General features: G+C 64.4%; 12 protein-coding genes. 1 reads left to right on the top strand and 11 read right to left on the bottom strand.

The window, feature by feature from the left end:
- Window positions 1-41: 41 nt before the first annotated feature.
- Window positions 42-1,259, bottom strand: coding sequence for a bifunctional glutamate N-acetyltransferase/amino-acid acetyltransferase ArgJ (gene argJ, locus ACQ4OD_RS16735; RefSeq protein ID WP_102682680.1), 1,218 nt, complete (start codon window positions 1,257-1,259; stop codon window positions 42-44).
- Window positions 1,260-1,347: 88 nt separating this feature from the next.
- Complete coding sequence (secA, locus tag ACQ4OD_RS16730; RefSeq protein WP_111531711.1) at window positions 1,348-4,083, bottom strand: preprotein translocase subunit SecA; 2,736 nt, start codon at window positions 4,081-4,083, stop codon at window positions 1,348-1,350.
- Window positions 4,084-4,417: 334 nt separating this feature from the next.
- Here secA and ACQ4OD_RS16725 point away from each other — a divergent pair, with 334 nt between their 5' ends.
- Window positions 4,418-4,879, top strand: coding sequence for a DUF721 domain-containing protein (locus ACQ4OD_RS16725; RefSeq protein WP_110700451.1), 462 nt, complete (start codon window positions 4,418-4,420; stop codon window positions 4,877-4,879).
- Between the two features lie 145 nt (window positions 4,880-5,024).
- Here the strand turns inward: ACQ4OD_RS16725 and lpxC are convergent, their stop codons facing one another.
- The 9 genes from lpxC to murD form a co-directional block, all read right to left on the bottom strand.
- Window positions 5,025-5,936, bottom strand: coding sequence for a UDP-3-O-acyl-N-acetylglucosamine deacetylase (gene lpxC / locus ACQ4OD_RS16720; RefSeq protein ID WP_046857004.1), 912 nt, complete (start codon window positions 5,934-5,936; stop codon window positions 5,025-5,027).
- Between the two features lie 112 nt (window positions 5,937-6,048).
- On the bottom strand, window positions 6,049-7,245 hold the full coding sequence (gene ftsZ / locus ACQ4OD_RS16715) for a cell division protein FtsZ (protein ID WP_016395521.1): 1,197 nt from the start codon (window positions 7,243-7,245) through the stop codon (window positions 6,049-6,051).
- A gap of 55 nt (window positions 7,246-7,300) precedes the next feature.
- Window positions 7,301-8,569 (bottom strand): cell division protein FtsA, encoded by a 1,269-nt coding sequence (ftsA, locus tag ACQ4OD_RS16710; protein WP_094010215.1) that lies wholly within the window; start codon window positions 8,567-8,569, stop codon window positions 7,301-7,303.
- A gap of 14 nt (window positions 8,570-8,583) precedes the next feature.
- Window positions 8,584-9,453: a cell division protein FtsQ/DivIB gene (locus ACQ4OD_RS16705; protein ID WP_023629819.1), complete on the bottom strand. Its 870-nt coding sequence runs from the start codon at window positions 9,451-9,453 to the stop codon at window positions 8,584-8,586.
- 5 nt (window positions 9,454-9,458) lie between these two features.
- Window positions 9,459-10,415, bottom strand: coding sequence for a D-alanine--D-alanine ligase (locus ACQ4OD_RS16700; RefSeq protein ID WP_198754378.1), 957 nt, complete (start codon window positions 10,413-10,415; stop codon window positions 9,459-9,461).
- Complete coding sequence (gene murC, locus ACQ4OD_RS16695; RefSeq protein ID WP_102682676.1) at window positions 10,412-11,860, bottom strand: UDP-N-acetylmuramate--L-alanine ligase; 1,449 nt, start codon at window positions 11,858-11,860, stop codon at window positions 10,412-10,414. The genes ACQ4OD_RS16700 and murC overlap by 4 nt, the downstream gene beginning before the upstream one ends.
- Window positions 11,853-12,932, bottom strand: a complete 1,080-nt coding sequence (gene murG / locus ACQ4OD_RS16690; RefSeq protein WP_139668788.1) for an undecaprenyldiphospho-muramoylpentapeptide beta-N-acetylglucosaminyltransferase — start codon at window positions 12,930-12,932, stop codon at window positions 11,853-11,855. Before murG ends, murC begins: the two co-directional genes overlap by 8 nt.
- Window positions 12,922-14,136: a putative lipid II flippase FtsW gene (ftsW, locus tag ACQ4OD_RS16685; protein ID WP_102682675.1), complete on the bottom strand. Its 1,215-nt coding sequence runs from the start codon at window positions 14,134-14,136 to the stop codon at window positions 12,922-12,924. Before ftsW ends, murG begins: the two co-directional genes overlap by 11 nt.
- Window positions 14,133-15,479, bottom strand: a complete 1,347-nt coding sequence (gene murD, locus ACQ4OD_RS16680) for a UDP-N-acetylmuramoyl-L-alanine--D-glutamate ligase (RefSeq protein ID WP_198754377.1) — start codon at window positions 15,477-15,479, stop codon at window positions 14,133-14,135. The genes ftsW and murD overlap by 4 nt, the downstream gene beginning before the upstream one ends.
- Between the last annotated feature and the right edge of the window lie 5 nt (window positions 15,480-15,484).

Here is a 15,484-nt window from a genome sequence, read left to right as displayed (position 1 = left end):
CCACCAAGCTGTGCGTGGGAGCGGGCTTGCCCCGCGATGGGTCAGGTGCGGTATTCGGCGTTGATCTTCACGTACTCGTGGGACAGGTCGGTGGTCCAGATGGTTTCGCTGCACTGGCCACGGCCGAGCTCGATGCGGATGGTGATCTCTTCCTGGGCCATCACCGCCGAGCCCTGCGCCTCGGTGTAGCTCGGGCTGCGCCCGCCTTTGCTGGCGATGCACACGCTGTCCAGATACACGTCGATCAGGCTGACATCCAGTTCGGGCACGCCGGCGCGACCGACAGCTGCGAGAATGCGGCCCCAGTTGGGGTCGGAGGCGAACAGCGCGGTCTTGATCAGCGGCGAGTGGGCCACGGCATAGCCAACGTCCAGGCATTCCTGGTGGTTGCCCCCACCGTTGACCTGCACGGTGACGAACTTGGTGGCGCCTTCGCCGTCACGGACGATGGCCTGCGCCACCTCCATGCACACTTCGAACACCGCTTGCTTCAGTGCTTCGAACAGCGCGCCGCTGGCCTCGGTCACTTCCGGCACATCGGCCTTGCCGGTGGCGATCAGCATGCAGCAGTCGTTGGTCGAGGTGTCGCCGTCGATGGTGATGCGGTTGAACGACTTGTTGGCGCCGTCGAGCATCAGGTCCTTCAACACCGCCGGGGCGACCTTGGCGTCGGTGGCGATGTAGCCGAGCATGGTGGCCATGTTCGGGCGGATCATCCCCGCGCCCTTGCTGATGCCTGTGACGGTGATGGTCTTGCCGTCGAACTGGAACTGACGGCTGGCGCCCTTGGGCAGGGTGTCGGTGGTCATGATGCCGGTGGCGGCTTCGGCCCAGTTGTTTTCCGACAGGTTGTCCAGGGCGGCCTGCAGCGCGCCTTCGATCTTCTCGACCGGCAGCGGCTCGCCGATCACGCCGGTGGAGAACGGCAGGACCGACTCGGCCGGCACGCCGGCCAGTTCGGCCAGCCTGGCGCAGGTGCGCTCGGCGGCGGCCAGGCCCGGTGCGCCGGTGCCGGCGTTGGCGTTGCCGGTGTTGGTCAGCAGGTAACGCACGGTGCCCTGCACGCGCTGCTTGGAGAGGATCACCGGGGCCGCGCAGAAGGCGTTGAGGGTGAACACGCCGGCGACGCTGGAGCCTTCGGCGCAGCGCATCACCACCACATCCTTGCGCCCCGGGCGCTTGATGCCCGCCGAGGCGATACCGAGTTCGAAACCGGGAACCGGGTGCAGGGTGGGCAGGGGACCAAGACCAACAGCCATTAGAGCGCTCCTAGATAAATCGGTTGAGAACAAAAAGCGGGGCCGCAAAGCGGCCCCGGATGTGTCACGTTACTGCAGGTGGTTCAGATCATTCAATCTGACCATGGCAATGCTTGAATTTCTTGCCCGAGCCACACCAGCAAGGCTCGTTGCGACCGAGCTTCATGTCGTTGCGCACAGGGGCCGATGCGACGGCGACTTCAGCGCCCTCCTCGGCCAGTTGCTCGCCTTCCAGGCCTGGTGCGGCGGCGTGCTGGAATTGCATGCGGCTGGCCAGTTCCTCGGCCTCGCGGCGCAGACGGGCTTCTTCCTCGACCGGGTCTTCGCGACGGACCTGAACGTGCGACAGCACGCGGATGGTGTCGCGCTTGATCGACTCGAGCAGCTCCTGGAACAGGGTGAAGGATTCGCGCTTGTACTCCTGCTTGGGGTTCTTCTGCGCATAGCCGCGCAGGTGGATACCGTGGCGCAGGTGGTCCATGGTCGACAGGTGGTCTTTCCACAGATCGTCCAGCACGCGCAGCAGGATCTGCTTCTCGAAGGTACGCAGGGCGTCGATGCCGGCCTGGTCTTCCTTCTCGTTGTAGGCGTCGGTGATTTCCTTGAGCAGCTTCTCGCGCAGGGTCTCCTCGTAGAGGTGATCGTCTTCGTCGAGCCACTGCTGGATCGGCAGCTTCATGGCGAAGTCGCTGGACAGCGAGGCCTCCAGGCCGGCCACGTCCCACTGCTCGGGCAGCGACTGCGGCGGGATGTGCTGGCTGATGGTGGCATCGAGCACTTCCAGGCGGAACTCGGCGATGGTGTCACCGATGTTCTCGGCCGCCAGCAGGCTGTTGCGCATGTGGTAGATCACCTTGCGCTGTTCGTTGGCCACGTCGTCGTATTCGAGCAACTGCTTGCGGATATCGAAGTTGCGACCCTCGACCTTGCGCTGCGCTTTCTCGATGGCGTTGGTAACCATGCGGTGCTCGATGGCCTCACCGGACTGCATGCCCAGCGCCTTCATGAAGTTCTTCACCCGGTCGGAGGCAAAGATGCGCATCAGGCTGTCTTCCAGCGACAGGTAGAAGCGGCTCGAGCCGGCATCGCCCTGACGGCCGGCACGGCCACGCAGCTGGTTGTCGATACGGCGCGATTCGTGGCGCTCGGAGGCGATCACGTGCAGGCCGCCGGCCTCCAGCACCTGCTGGTGGCGCTTCTGCCAGTCGGCCTTGATCTGGGCGATCTGCTCGGCGGTCGGGTTGTCCAGGGCGGCGACTTCGGCCTCCCAGTTACCGCCCAGCAGGATGTCGGTACCACGACCGGCCATGTTGGTGGCGATGGTCAGGGCACCCGGCGCACCGGCTTGCGCGATGATCTCGGCTTCTTTCTCGTGGTACTTGGCGTTCAGGACCTTGTGGTCGATACCTTCCTTCTTGAGCAGGTTGGACATGTGCTCGGAGGTTTCGATGGTCGCGGTGCCGACCAGGACAGGACGGCCCTGGGCCATGCTTTCCTTGATGTCGGCAATGATTGCCGCGTACTTCTCGTCGGCGGTCAGGTACACCAGGTCGTTGAAGTCCTTGCGCGCCAACGGCTTGTTCGGCGGGATGACCATCACGTTGAGCGCATAGATCTGCGCGAACTCGAACGCCTCGGTGTCGGCGGTACCGGTCATGCCGGACAGCTTGGTGTACAGGCGGAAGTAGTTCTGGAAGGTGGTCGAGGCCAGGGTCTGGCTTTCGGCCTGGATGTTCAGGTTTTCCTTGGCCTCGATGGCCTGGTGCAGGCCCTCGGACAGGCGGCGGCCCGGCATGGTGCGGCCGGTGTGCTCGTCGATCAGGAGGATCTGGCCGTCCTGGACGATGTACTCGACGTTGCGATGGAACAGCTTGTGCGCCCGCAGGCCGGCGTAGACGTGGGTCAGCAGGCCCAGGTTGTGCGCGGAGTACAGGCTCTCGCCCTCGGCCAGCAGGCCGGATTGGGTGAGCATGTCCTCGATGAACTGGTGGCCGGCCTCGTTCAGTTCGACCTGGCGGCTCTTCTCGTCGATGCTGTAGTGACCCTCTTGGGTCACCTGGCCTTCGACTTCCTCGATGTGCTGGGTCAGGCGCGGGATCAGGCGGTTGATCTCGATGTACAGCTTGGAGCTGTCCTCGGCCTGGCCGGAGATGATCAGCGGGGTACGCGCTTCGTCGATGAGGATCGAGTCGACTTCGTCGATCACCGCGAAGTTCAGCTCACGCTGGAACTTCTCGTCCTGGCTGAACGCCATGTTGTCGCGCAGGTAGTCGAAACCGAATTCGTTGTTGGTGCCGTAGGTGATGTCCGCGGCGTAGGCGGCGCGTTTCTCTTCCGGTGGCTGGAAGGCCGAGACGATGCCCACGGTCAGGCCGAGGAACTCGTACAGCGGGCGCATCCAGTTGGCGTCGCGGCGGGCCAGGTAATCGTTCACCGTGACCACGTGCACGCCCTTGCCGGACAGCGCGTTGAGATAGACGGCCAGGGTACCGACCAAGGTCTTGCCTTCACCGGTACGCATTTCTGCGATCATGCCTTCGTGCAAGGTCATGCCGCCGATCAGCTGGACATCAAAGTGACGCATGCCCATCACGCGCTTGCCGGCCTCGCGGGCCACGGCGAAGGCTTCAGGCAGCAGTTGATCAAGCGTTTCGCCTTTGGCCAGGCGCTCCTTGAACTCTGCGGTCTTGCTCCGCAGCTGCTCGTCGGAGAGGGCCACCATCTTCTCTTCGAAGGCATTGACGGTGCTCACCGTCTTGAGCATGCGTTTGATTTCACGCTCGTTCTTGCTTCCAAAAAGTTTTTTTAACAAAGGCGCAAACATATCGGCAGGATCTTCCACACGTAGGGATGGAGGGCGGCCCCATGAGTCGCCCGTGCAGCCCAGAGGCCGCATGCGAACGAGCATTCTACCCGGAAACGATGGTGAGGAAAGTGGTGGATTTCCACGATGCTGGCACAGCGCTTTTAGGGGGCTTGACTAACATAGGGGCTTTTTGCGCAAGTTCAAGGTGCGCGCAGATGAAACGTATCGCGAATGACTTGCATCAAGATCCCAGCCAGCATGGCCGTTTTCGCACGTGGCGTGGGAGCGGGCTTGCCCCGCGATCAGGCGGCGCCTGTTAAACTGCCGGTCTAGCAACCCGCCGCGAACTTCCATGGCCTACAAACCCTCTTCCGCCCACCCGCCCTCGGCCCTGCTGCGCAAGGCACGCCCGCTGCGCCTGCTGCTGAACCAGGCTGAGCGCCTGGAGCACCTGCAGCGCCTGCTGGAAAGCCAGCTGCAGCCAGCCGCCCGCGAGCATTGCCACGTGGCTTCCTGGAAGGAAGGGACGTTGTTGCTGGTGGTTACCGACGGCCATTGGGCGACCCGCCTGCGCTACCAGCAGAAACGCCTGCAACGTCAGCTCATGGCCATGGAAGCCTTCGCCAACCTGACGCGCATACTGTTCAAGGTGCAACCGCCACTGGTGGCAGCCAAACGCGAGGGGCAAGGGCCGGAGCTTTCGGAAACTGCCGCTCAGAGTATCCGAGGGTCGGCGGAAGGAATCAGTGACCCGAAGCTCAAGGCGGCGCTGGAGCGATTGGCGGCGCATGCTCAAGGGAAGGATAACGGTTGAGAGCGCTCGACTTGAACCTTGCATAGGTACTCGATATCCGCCACAACGCAGTTCTCGAACTGTTTGCCATCAGCCCGAATCCAAATCCCAGCCATAAAAAAGGCCACCCGAAGGTGGCCTTAATCACTAGAGAGAGTGTTCGAACTTACACAGCCGCAACAGGGCGCATGTACGAGATCGGTGCCGTGCTGGCATCTTCGAAGGTGACCACTTCCCAGGCGTCGGTTTCCGCAATCAGCTTGCGCAACAGCTGGTTGTTCAGCGCGTGTCCGGACTTGTAGCCCTTGAACTCGCCGATCAGGCTGTTGCCCAGCAGGTACAGATCGCCGATGGCGTCGAGGATCTTGTGCTTGACGAATTCGTCATCGGAACGAAGGCCGTCTTCGTTGAGCACACCGGTTTCGTCGACGACGATGGCGTTCTCGACACTGCCACCCAGCGCAAGGTTGTGCTTGCGCAGGTACTCGATGTCACGCATGAAACCGAAGGTACGGGCACGGCTGACTTCCTTCACGAACGAGGTGCTCGAGAAGTCGACGACCGCGCTCTGGGTCTGGCCCTTGAGGACCGGGTGATCGAAGTCGATCTCGAAGCTCACCTTGAACCCGTCGAAGGGCAGGAAAGTGGCGCGCTTGTCGCCCTCTTCCACTGTCACTTCACGCAGGATGCGGATGAACTTCTTCGGTGCGTCCTGTTCTTCCAGGCCGGCCGATTGGATCAGGAATACGAAGGGTCCGGCGCTACCATCCATGATCGGCACTTCCGAGGCGGAGAGCTCGACGTAGGCGTTATCGATGCCCAGGCCCGCCATGGCGGAGAGCAGGTGCTCGACCGTATCGACTTTGACGTCACCGTTGACCAGCGTGGTGGACATGGTGGTCTCGCCGACGTTGGCCGCGCGCGCCGGGATTTCGACCACAGGGTCGAGGTCGGCGCGACGGAAGACGATGCCGCTGTCGACAGGCGCAGGCTTGAGGGTCAGGTAGACCTTCTCCCCGGAGTGCAGGCCGACGCCTGTGGCACGGATGGTATTCTTCAGGGTGCGTTGTCTAATCATGGCATTGGCCGCTTCAGCGCAAATTGCGAACAGGTATCAACAAAGGCTGGGGATGATAACAGACCCGGCCTTTGCTGAACACCAATCACCCTTATACCCCTGATAAATTCCATTAATCGGCCTGACGACGCAGGAACGCCGGGATATCCAGGTAGTCCAGATCATCCTGAGGGTTGAGTTTAGCGGCTGCCGCGGCACCTGCATGGGCCTGGTTGCGCATCACGGTCGGACGCTCCAGGTCACGGTAGTTGACGGCCGACTGCTCCTGGCGAACCGGGGCCGGGTTGGAAGCCTCGTACGCCTGCTGGGCAGTCTGCAGGGTGTTGTCGACCACCTTGACCGGTTTCTCGATGCGCGCGCCCAGGCCGGTGGCCACGACGGTCACGTGCAGCTCGTCGCGCATGTCCGGATCGATCACGGTGCCGACCTTGACCATCGCGTGGTCGGAGGCGAAGGCCTCGATGATGCTACCCACGTCGGAGTACTCACCCAGCGACAGGTCAGGCCCTGCGGTGATGTTCACCAGGATGCCGCGGGCGCCCTGCAGGTTGACGTCTTCGAGCAACGGGTTGCGGATCGCCGCCTCGGTGGCTTCGCGAGCACGGTTCGGGCCGCTGGCGCAGCCGGTACCCATCATCGCCATGCCCATCTCACCCATCACGGTGCGTACGTCGGCGAAGTCGACGTTGATCATGCCCGGACGCTTGATGATGTCCGAGATGCCGCGCACGGCGCCGGCCAGCACGTCGTCGGCCTTGGCGAAGGCGGACAGGAGGCTTGCATCCTTGCCCAGGATGGTCAGCAGCTTCTCGTTGGGGATGGTGATCAACGAGTCGACGCTTTCAGCCAGCATGCGGATGCCTTCATCGGCGATCTGCATGCGCTTGCGGCCTTCGAACGGGAACGGACGAGTCACCACCGCAACGGTGAGGATGCCCATTTCCTTGGCCACTTCGGCGATGATCGGCGCCGCGCCGGTACCGGTACCGCCACCCATGCCGGTGGTGATGAACACCATGTTGGTGCCCTGCAGCACTTCGGCGATGCGCTCACGGTCTTCCAGCGCGGCCTGACGGCCGACTTCCGGATTGGCGCCAGCACCCAGGCCCTTGGTCACACCAGTGCCCAGTTGCAGGATGGTGCGCGCGCCGATGTTTTTCAGCGCCTGAGCATCGGTGTTGGCGCAGATGAACTCCACGCCTTCGATGCTGCTCTTGACCATGTGGTTGACGGCGTTGCCGCCGCCACCGCCGACGCCGATCACCTTGATGACCGGACTTTGCGGGACGTTGTCTACGAGCTCGAACATTTTCCCTCTCCTTACAGTTCTCTAGTTGTCGCGCCTACCACTACTGCTTTGAAACTCAGAAGTTGCTCTGGACCCAACGCTTGAGTCGCTCAAGCACTGGCCCCTTGGGTTCATCGCCATAGCTGTTGTTGCTGCTGTTGCTGTTGCTGATACCGGTCAGGGACAGGTCCTCGGACTGCTTCTGCAGGCCGTAGGTGAGCAGGCCCACGCCGGTGGAATAGATCGGGTTGCGGACCACGTCGCTCAGCCCGCGGACGCTGTGCGGCACGCCCAGGCGTACCGGCATGTGGAAGATTTCCTCGGCCAGTTCCACGGCGCCTTCCATCTTCGCGGTGCCGCCGGTGAGGACGATGCCGGCCGGCACCAGGTCCTCGTAGCCGCTGCGGCGCAGTTCGGCCTGGATCAGGGTGAACAGCTCGTCGTAACGCGGCTCCACCACTTCGGCCAGGGCCTGGCGCGACAGCTCGCGCGGCGGGCGATCACCCACGCTCGGCACCTTGATGGTCTCGCCGGCGCCGGCCAGCTTGGCCAGGGCGCAGGCGTAGCGGATCTTGATTTCCTCGGCGTACTGCGTAGGCGTACGCAGGGCCATGGCGATGTCGTTGGTGACCTGGTCGCCAGCGATCGGGATTACCGCGGTGTGGCGGATCGCGCCTTCGGTGAAGATGGCGATGTCGGTGGTGCCGCCACCGATGTCCACCAGGCACACGCCCAGCTCTTTCTCGTCGTCGGTCAGCACCGAGTAGGCCGAGGCCAGCTGTTCAAGGATGATGTCGTCGATTTCCAGACCACAGCGACGCACGCATTTTTCGATGTTCTGCGCCGCGTTCACCGCGCAGGTAACCACGTGGACCTTGGCTTCCAGGCGCACGCCCGACATGCCCAGGGGCTCGCGCACGCCTTCCTGGTTGTCGATCACGTAGTCCTGCGGCAGGGTGTGCAGCACCCGCTGGTCGGCCGGAATGGCCACGGCCTGGGCGGCATCGAGCACGCGCTCAAGGTCGGCGGTGCTGACTTCGCGATCGCGGATGGCGACGATGCCGTGGGAGTTCAGGCTGCGGATGTGGTTGCCGGCCACGCCGACGAACGCCGAGTGGATGCGGCAGCCGGCCATCAGCTGGGCCTCTTCCACGGCGCGCTGGATCGACTGCACCGTCGACTCGATGTTCACCACCACGCCCTTCTTCAGGCCGCGAGACGGATGGGTGCCGATCCCGACGATCTCCAGGGTACCGTCCTCGCCGACTTCACCCACCAGCGCCACCACCTTGGAGGTGCCGATGTCCAGCCCGACGATCATTTTGCCGCTATGCGCGTTTGCCATGGTCCTGCCTCTCTCTAATTCTTCGCAACGGCGGGTTGGGCCGTCGTCGGTGCATTCGGTTCCCGCCAACCAACGGCAAGTCCGTTGGAATAACGCAGATCGATGCGGGCGATATTGGTGATCTGGTCTTTAAGCGATTTGTCGTAAATGGCAATGAAACGGCGCATCTTCTCCACCAGGTGGTCGCGCCCCAGCAGCAGCTCGATACCTGGGCCGGCGCTACCCGCGCCAGTGGTCAGGAACCAGCTGCCTCGCTCGCGCAGCTCCAGGCGAGCGATGGAAAAGCCCATGGGGCGCAGCATCTGGCTCAATACCTGATACTGCTGCATGACTTGTTGCTGAGCGCGCTGCGGCCCGAACAGCTGCGGCAGGTGCTCATAGTTGGCCAGTTCGCGCGGGGTGAAGGCCTGGCCCTGGTTGTTGAGCAAGGCCTCGTCGCCCCAACGCGCCACCGGCAACTGTTCTTCCAGGCGGATCACCACCTCGTCCGGCCACACCCGGCGCACCTCGGCGTGGGCGATCCAAGGCATCTGCTCGAGCTCGACGCGCATCGCCGCGAGGTCGACGGTGAAGAAGCTCGCCGCCACGTAGGGCGCGATACGCTGCTGCACCGCCTGCTGGCTGATGTAGCTGAGATCACCCTGCACGGCGATCTTGGTGATCGGCCGGTCGGCGTAGGGCATCAGGCGAATGGCCCCCTCATAGGCGCCAAAGCCGGCGGCCACCAGCAATACCGGCCACAGCAGGCGCTTCAGGCCGCCGAAGCTTGGCCGCGGCAGGCGCGCCGATACGGGCTCGTCGGCCACCAGTCGGCTGGCACCACGCGGCACCGGCTTGCTACGGCCGGTAACGGGTGGCTGCTGACGTATCATCGCGCCTTGCATGGCTATTAACCTCTCGTCGCTACGCTGTCGGCCAGGATCGCCAGCACCAGCTGCTGGAAGTCCAGACCGGCGGCACGGGCCGCCATGGGCACCAGGCTATGGTCGGTCATGCCCGGTGCGGTGTTGACCTCGAGCAGCCAGAAACGGCCCTGCTCGTCCTGCATCACGTCCAGACGGCCCCAGCCCTCGATGCCAACGGCATCGCAGGCGCGCGCGGTAAGGTCGATCAGTTCCTGCTCCTTGACGCTGTCCAGGCCGCACGGGATGCGGTACTGGGTGTCATTGGCGATGTACTTGGCGTCGTAGTCGTAGAACACGTGCGGCGTGCCCAGCGCGATCGGCGGCAGCACCTGGCCACGCAGCACGGCGATGGTGAATTCCGGGCCGTGGATCCATTGCTCGACCAGGACTTGCGAATCGTAGTTGGCGGCGTCTTTCCAGGCGGCGACCAGCTCTTGCTCGCTGTTCACCTTGGCCATGCCGATGCTCGAACCTTCATGGGCGGGTTTGACGATCAACGGGAAGCCCAGTTCCGCACTGGCGGCCACGCAATCCTGCTCGCTGGCCAGCACGGCGTGACGCGGCGTGGGGATACCCAGGCTCTGCCACACCTGCTTGGTGCGCAGCTTGTCCATGGCCAGCGCCGAGGCAAGAATGCCGCTGCCGGTGTAGGGAATCCCCAGGCACTCGAGCAGGCCCTGCATGCTGCCGTCCTCACCGCCACGGCCGTGGAGGATGATGAAGGCGCGGTCGATCTTCTCGCTCTGCAGGCGGTTCAGAAGGTCGTCGCCGACGTCGATGGCGACTACGTCGACACCAGCGCTGGTCAGCGCCTCGATCACTGCCTTGCCCGACTTCAGGGAAACCTCACGCTCGGCACTCTTGCCACCGTACAGCACGGCGACGCGGCCAAAGGCCTTGGCGTCCAGGGTCGAGTGCAACTTGTCGTAGGCGCTGGTCATTTCGACTTCTCCTGCTTGGCGCCTGCGAACAGCGGGCTATTCATCAATTGCGGGGCCAGGCCGCCGACATCGCCGGCACCCTGGCAGATGAGGATGTCACCGGCGCGCAGCAGCGGCTGGACCAACGGCGCGAGCTCGGCGCCGCGTTCGATGTAGATCGGATCGAGCTTGCCGCGCTGGCGGATGCTGTGGCACAGCTGGCGGCTGTCGGCGCCGGGGATCGGCTCTTCGCCGGCCGGGTAGACCTCCATCAGCAGCAGCACGTTGGCATCGCCCAGCACCTGCACGAAATCGTCGTACAGGTCGCGGGTGCGGCTATAGCGGTGTGGCTGGTAGACGATCACCAGGCGGCGGCTCGGCCAGCCGCCACGCACGGCCTTGATCACCGCGGCGACCTCGGTCGGATGGTGGCCATAGTCGTCGACCAGCATCACGCTGCCACCGTCGACCGGCAGCTCGCCGTAGACCTGGAAACGCCGGCCAACGCCCTGGAAGCCCGACAGCCCCTGGACGATGGCCTCGTCGCTAATGCCTTCGTCGGTGGCGATGGCGATGGTCGCCAAAGCGTTCAGCACGTTGTGGTTGCCTGGCATGTTCACCGACACTTCCAGCGGCTCGCAGTCACGGCGCAGCACGGTGAAGTGGGTCTGCATGCCCTGCTGACGCACGTTGATGGCGCGGATGTCGGCCTCTTCGCTGAAGCCGTAGGTGACCGTCGGACGCTTGACCTGCGGCAGGATCTCACGCACCACCGGGTCGTCCAGGCACATCACCGCCAGCCCATAGAACGGCAGGTTGTGCAGGAACTCGACGAAGGTCTTCTTCAGCTTGTTGAAGTCGCCTTCGTAGGTGGCCATGTGGTCGGCGTCGATGTTGGTGACCACGGCGACCATGGGCTGCAGGTGCAGGAAGCTGGCGTCGCTCTCGTCGGCTTCGGCGATCAGGTAGCGGCTGGTGCCCAACTGCGCGTTGGTCCCGGCCGCGGTCAGGCGACCACCGATGACGAAGGTCGGGTCCAGGCCACCGGCGGCGAACACCGAGGCCAGCAGGCTGGTGGTGGTGGTCTTGCCGTGGGTGCCGGCTACCGCCACGCCATGGCGATAGCGCATCAGCTCGGCGAGCATCTCGGCACGCGGCACCACAGGGATGCGGCGCTCCAGTGCGGTGGCGACTTCCGGGTTGGCCGGATTGATCGCGCTGGACACCACCAGCACATCGGCGTTGGCGGCGTTCTCGGCGCGGTGGCCGACGAAGATCTCGGCGCCGAACGACTCAAGGCGCTCGGTGACCGGCGACACCTTGAGGTCGGAGCCGGACACTTCATAGCCGAGGTTCAGCAGCACTTCGGCGATGCCGCACATGCCCACGCCGCCGATACCGACGAAGTGGATGCGACGGATACGGCCCATCTTCGGATGCGGCATGGCTTTCTGGCTCTCAACCATGGGCCACCTCCAGGCAGATATCCACCACGGTGCTGGTTGCGGCAGGTTTGGCCAGGCGGCGGGCGGTGCCGGCCATGGCGTTGAGTTTCTCGGGTTGCATCAGCACCTCGTTCAGGCGTTCAGCGAGCTGCGCTGCGCCAGTAGTCGCTTGTGGCATCAGGAAGGCGGCGCCTTCACGTGCCAGGTATTGGGCGTTGTGGGTCTGGTGGTCGTCGATGGCATGGGGCAAGGGCACCAGCATCGAGGGCAGGCCCGCCGCCGCGAGTTCGCTGACGGTCAGGGCACCGGCCCGGCACACCACCATATCGGCCCAGCCATAGGCATGGGCCATGTCCTTGATGAACGGTTCGACCTGGGCCTCGACCCCCGCCTCGTGATAACGCTCGGCGGTGGCGGGCGCGTGGTTCCTGCCCGCCTGGTGGAACACTTCGGGGCGCAGGTTCGCCGGCACCTCGGACAGGGCCTTAGGCAACAATTTGTTCAATGGTTCCGCACCCAGGCTGCCGCCCATGACCAACAGGCGCGCACGGCGCTCGGCCAGGGGCGCGCGCAGGGCGTCCATGAACAGCTCCGGGCGCACCGGATTGCCCGTGGTGCGCAGCTTGTCGCTGGCGGCAAAGGTGTCCGGGAATGCTTCGCAGACACGCGCGGCCAGCGGCAGCAGCAAACGATTGGTGGTACCGGCGCGGGCATTCTGCTCGTGGATCACCAGTGGCACACCACACAACCGGGCGGCTACGCCACCGGGGCCGGTCACATAACCACCGAAGCCGACCACGCAGACCGGCTTGAGCTCACGGACGATGCGCCGCGCCTGCAGCACGGCCTTGACCAGGGTGAACGGCGCCTTGAGCAGCGACAGCTTGCCCTTGCCGCGCAGGCCGGTGACCTGGATCAGGTGCAGCGGCAGGCCGGCCTGGGGCACCAGTTCGTTTTCAATGCCACGCGGGGTACCCAGCCAGTGCACACTGTAGCCGCGGGCCTGGAACTCGCGGGCACAGGCCAGGGCCGGGAACACGTGCCCCCCGGTGCCACCGGCCATGATCAGGACGTTCTTGCCGTCAGCGGCCATGGCTGGGCTCCTCGGCAAAATCGCTCTCCTTGAACTCGTGTTCTTCGCTGCCCAGATGGGTACGGCTCTCCCACTCGATGCGTAAAAGCAGCCCGACACAGGCGCAACAGATCACCAGGGAACTGCCCCCGTAGCTGAGGAACGGCAGGGTCAGGCCCTTGGTCGGCAGCAAGCCGACGTTCACGCCAATGTTGATCAAGAACTGGCCGATCCACAGGAACGACAGGCCGAAGGCCATGTAGGCGGCGAAGAACTGCTTGGCCTTCTCGGCCCACAGGCCGATGTACAGGGCACGCACGGTGATGAACACGAACAGCGCGATGGTCAGCAGCGAGCCGACCACCCCCAGCTCCTCGGCCAGCACCGAGAACACGAAGTCGGTGTGCGCCTCGGGCAGGTAGAACTGCTTCTGCACACTGTTGCCCAGGCCCACGCCCAACCATTCGCCGCGCCCGAAGGCGATCAACGCCTGGGTCAGCTGGTAGCCGGAGCCGAACTGATCGCTCCAGGGGTCGGTGAAGGTGATCAGGCGCGCCATTCGATAGGGCTGGGCCTGGACCAGCACCACCACCGATATGACCGCCAGCACCACCATCAGCGAGAAGCGGAACAGCCCCACTCCTCCGAGGAACAGCATGGCCGCCGCAGCGCCCATCATCACCACCGTGGCGCCGAAGTCCGGCTCCATCAGCAGCAGGCCGGCCATTGGCAGCAGCACGATGAAGGGTTTGAAGAAGCCCATCCAGCTCTCGCGCACCTCGGTCTGGCGACGCACCAGGTAGCCGGCGAGATAAATGACCACGAAGACCTTGGCGATCTCCGATGGCTGGACGTTGAAGAAGCTGAAGCCGATCCAGCGCATCGAACCGTTCACCTCACGGCCGATACCGGGCACCAGCACCAGCACCAGCAGACCGAAGGCACCGATCAGCATCATGAAGCCCATGCGCTGCCAGGTGGCGATCGGCACCAGCATGGTCATCAACCCGGCGCCCAAGCCAAGGGTGACGTACACCAGGTGGCGGAACATGTGGTACAGCGGGTTGCCGGACTGCACCGCGGCCACTTCGGAGGAGGCCGAGGTGATCATCACCAGGCCCAGGCCGAGCAGCGCCAGGCAACCGGCCAGCAGCGGGAAGTCGAGGTCGATGCCACGGCCGCTGATCAGCGGCGACGGGTACGGCTTGAGGATGCCGAAGATCATGCCAGCCCCTCCGCTGCCTGGGCGAACAGGCGCCCGCGTTCTTCAAAGTTCTTGAACATGTCGAGGCTGGCGCAGGCCGGCGACAGCAGCACCGCGTCACCGGCGCGGGCCAGCTCGGCGCAACGCTGCACGGCCTCATCAAGGGTCTGCACGGGCACCAGTTGCACGGCATCCTTCAGGGTTTCGGCCAGGCGTTCGGCATCGCGACCGATCAGCACCACGGCGCGACAATGCTGCGCCACCGGGCTACGCAAGGCCGCAAAATCGGCGCCTTTGCCATCGCCGCCGGCGATCAGCACCAGTTTGCCCTCGATATCGGCGCCCAGGCCTTCGATGGCCGCCAGCGCGGCACCGACGTTGGTGGCCTTGGAATCGTCGTACCAGTTCACGCCGTTGCGCTCGCGCACCCACTGGCAACGATGGGCCAGGCCCTTGAATTCGCGCAGGGCTTCGAGCATCGGCGCGAATGGCAGGCCGACGGCATGGCCGAGAGCCAGGGCAGCCAGGGCGTTGCTGTGATTGTGAGCACCACGGATCTTCAACTCGCGCACCGGCATGAGGGTCTGGAACTCGAACGCCAGGTATTTCTCGCCATCCACTTCACGCAGGCCGAAGGCCTTGAAGTCCGGCGCGTTGAGGCCAAAGGTCCAGCACGGCCGGCCTTCGACCGGCAACGGACGGCTCAGGGCATCCTGGCGGTTGACCACCACCTGGCGGGCGCCACGGAAGATCCGGTGCTTGGCCAGGTGATAGGCCGGCAGGCCGCTGTAGCGGTCCATGTGGTCTTCGCTGATGTTCAGCACGGTGGCTACTTCGGCGTTGAGCTGGTCGGTGGTCTCCAGCTGGAAGCTCGACAGCTCCAGCACATACAGCTCGACGTCGTCAGCCAGCAGGTCCAGGGCCGGGGTACCGAGGTTGCCGCCGACCGCCACACGTTTGCCTGCCTTGGCGGCCATCTCGCCGACCAGGGTGGTCACGGTGCTCTTGGCGTTGGAGCCGCTGATGGCCACGATCGGCGCCTTGGCGTGATGGGCGAACAGCTCGATGTCTCCGGACAGCTTGACGCCACGCGCGGCGGCCTGTTGCAGCGCAGGTGTGGCCAGGGCCAGGCCAGGGCTGACATACAGCTCGCTGGCCCGGCACAGGAAGTCCACGTCCAGCTCGCCACAGCGCACTTCCACCTGCGGGTATTCACGGCGCAGGGTGTCCAGTTCCGGCGGTTGCTCGCGGGTGTCGGCGACCGCAAAGGCAATGCCCCGGTTCGCCAGGAAGCGAACCAGGGACATGCCGCTCTTGCCGAGGCCGACAACGATGCGGAATTGGTCGGAAGCGATCAGTGACACGCTCG

Source organism: Pseudomonas sp. WC1 (assembly GCF_050586565.1).
Taxonomy (GTDB): domain Bacteria; phylum Pseudomonadota; class Gammaproteobacteria; order Pseudomonadales; family Pseudomonadaceae; genus Aquipseudomonas.
The sequence above is the reverse complement of the archived record's forward strand: the minus strand, read 5'-3'. Positions and strand labels throughout refer to the sequence as shown.

Coding starts and splice junctions, on each gene's coding strand:
- murC (WP_102682676.1), bottom strand. CDS start 11,860: ATGGTTGAGAGCCAGAAAGCCATGCCGCATCCGAAGATGGGCCGTATC.
- lpxC (WP_046857004.1), bottom strand. CDS start 5,936: ATGATTAGACAACGCACCCTGAAGAATACCATCCGTGCCACAGGCGTC.
- secA (WP_111531711.1), bottom strand. CDS start 4,083: ATGTTTGCGCCTTTGTTAAAAAAACTTTTTGGAAGCAAGAACGAGCGT.
- argJ (WP_102682680.1), bottom strand. CDS start 1,259: ATGGCTGTTGGTCTTGGTCCCCTGCCCACCCTGCACCCGGTTCCCGGT.
- ACQ4OD_RS16725 (WP_110700451.1), top strand. CDS start 4,418: ATGGCCTACAAACCCTCTTCCGCCCACCCGCCCTCGGCCCTGCTGCGC.
- ACQ4OD_RS16705 (WP_023629819.1), bottom strand. CDS start 9,453: ATGCAAGGCGCGATGATACGTCAGCAGCCACCCGTTACCGGCCGTAGC.
- murG (WP_139668788.1), bottom strand. CDS start 12,932: ATGGCCGCTGACGGCAAGAACGTCCTGATCATGGCCGGTGGCACCGGG.
- ftsZ (WP_016395521.1), bottom strand. CDS start 7,245: ATGTTCGAGCTCGTAGACAACGTCCCGCAAAGTCCGGTCATCAAGGTG.
- ftsA (WP_094010215.1), bottom strand. CDS start 8,569: ATGGCAAACGCGCATAGCGGCAAAATGATCGTCGGGCTGGACATCGGC.
- ftsW (WP_102682675.1), bottom strand. CDS start 14,136: ATGATCTTCGGCATCCTCAAGCCGTACCCGTCGCCGCTGATCAGCGGC.
- ACQ4OD_RS16700 (WP_198754378.1), bottom strand. CDS start 10,415: ATGACCAGCGCCTACGACAAGTTGCACTCGACCCTGGACGCCAAGGCC.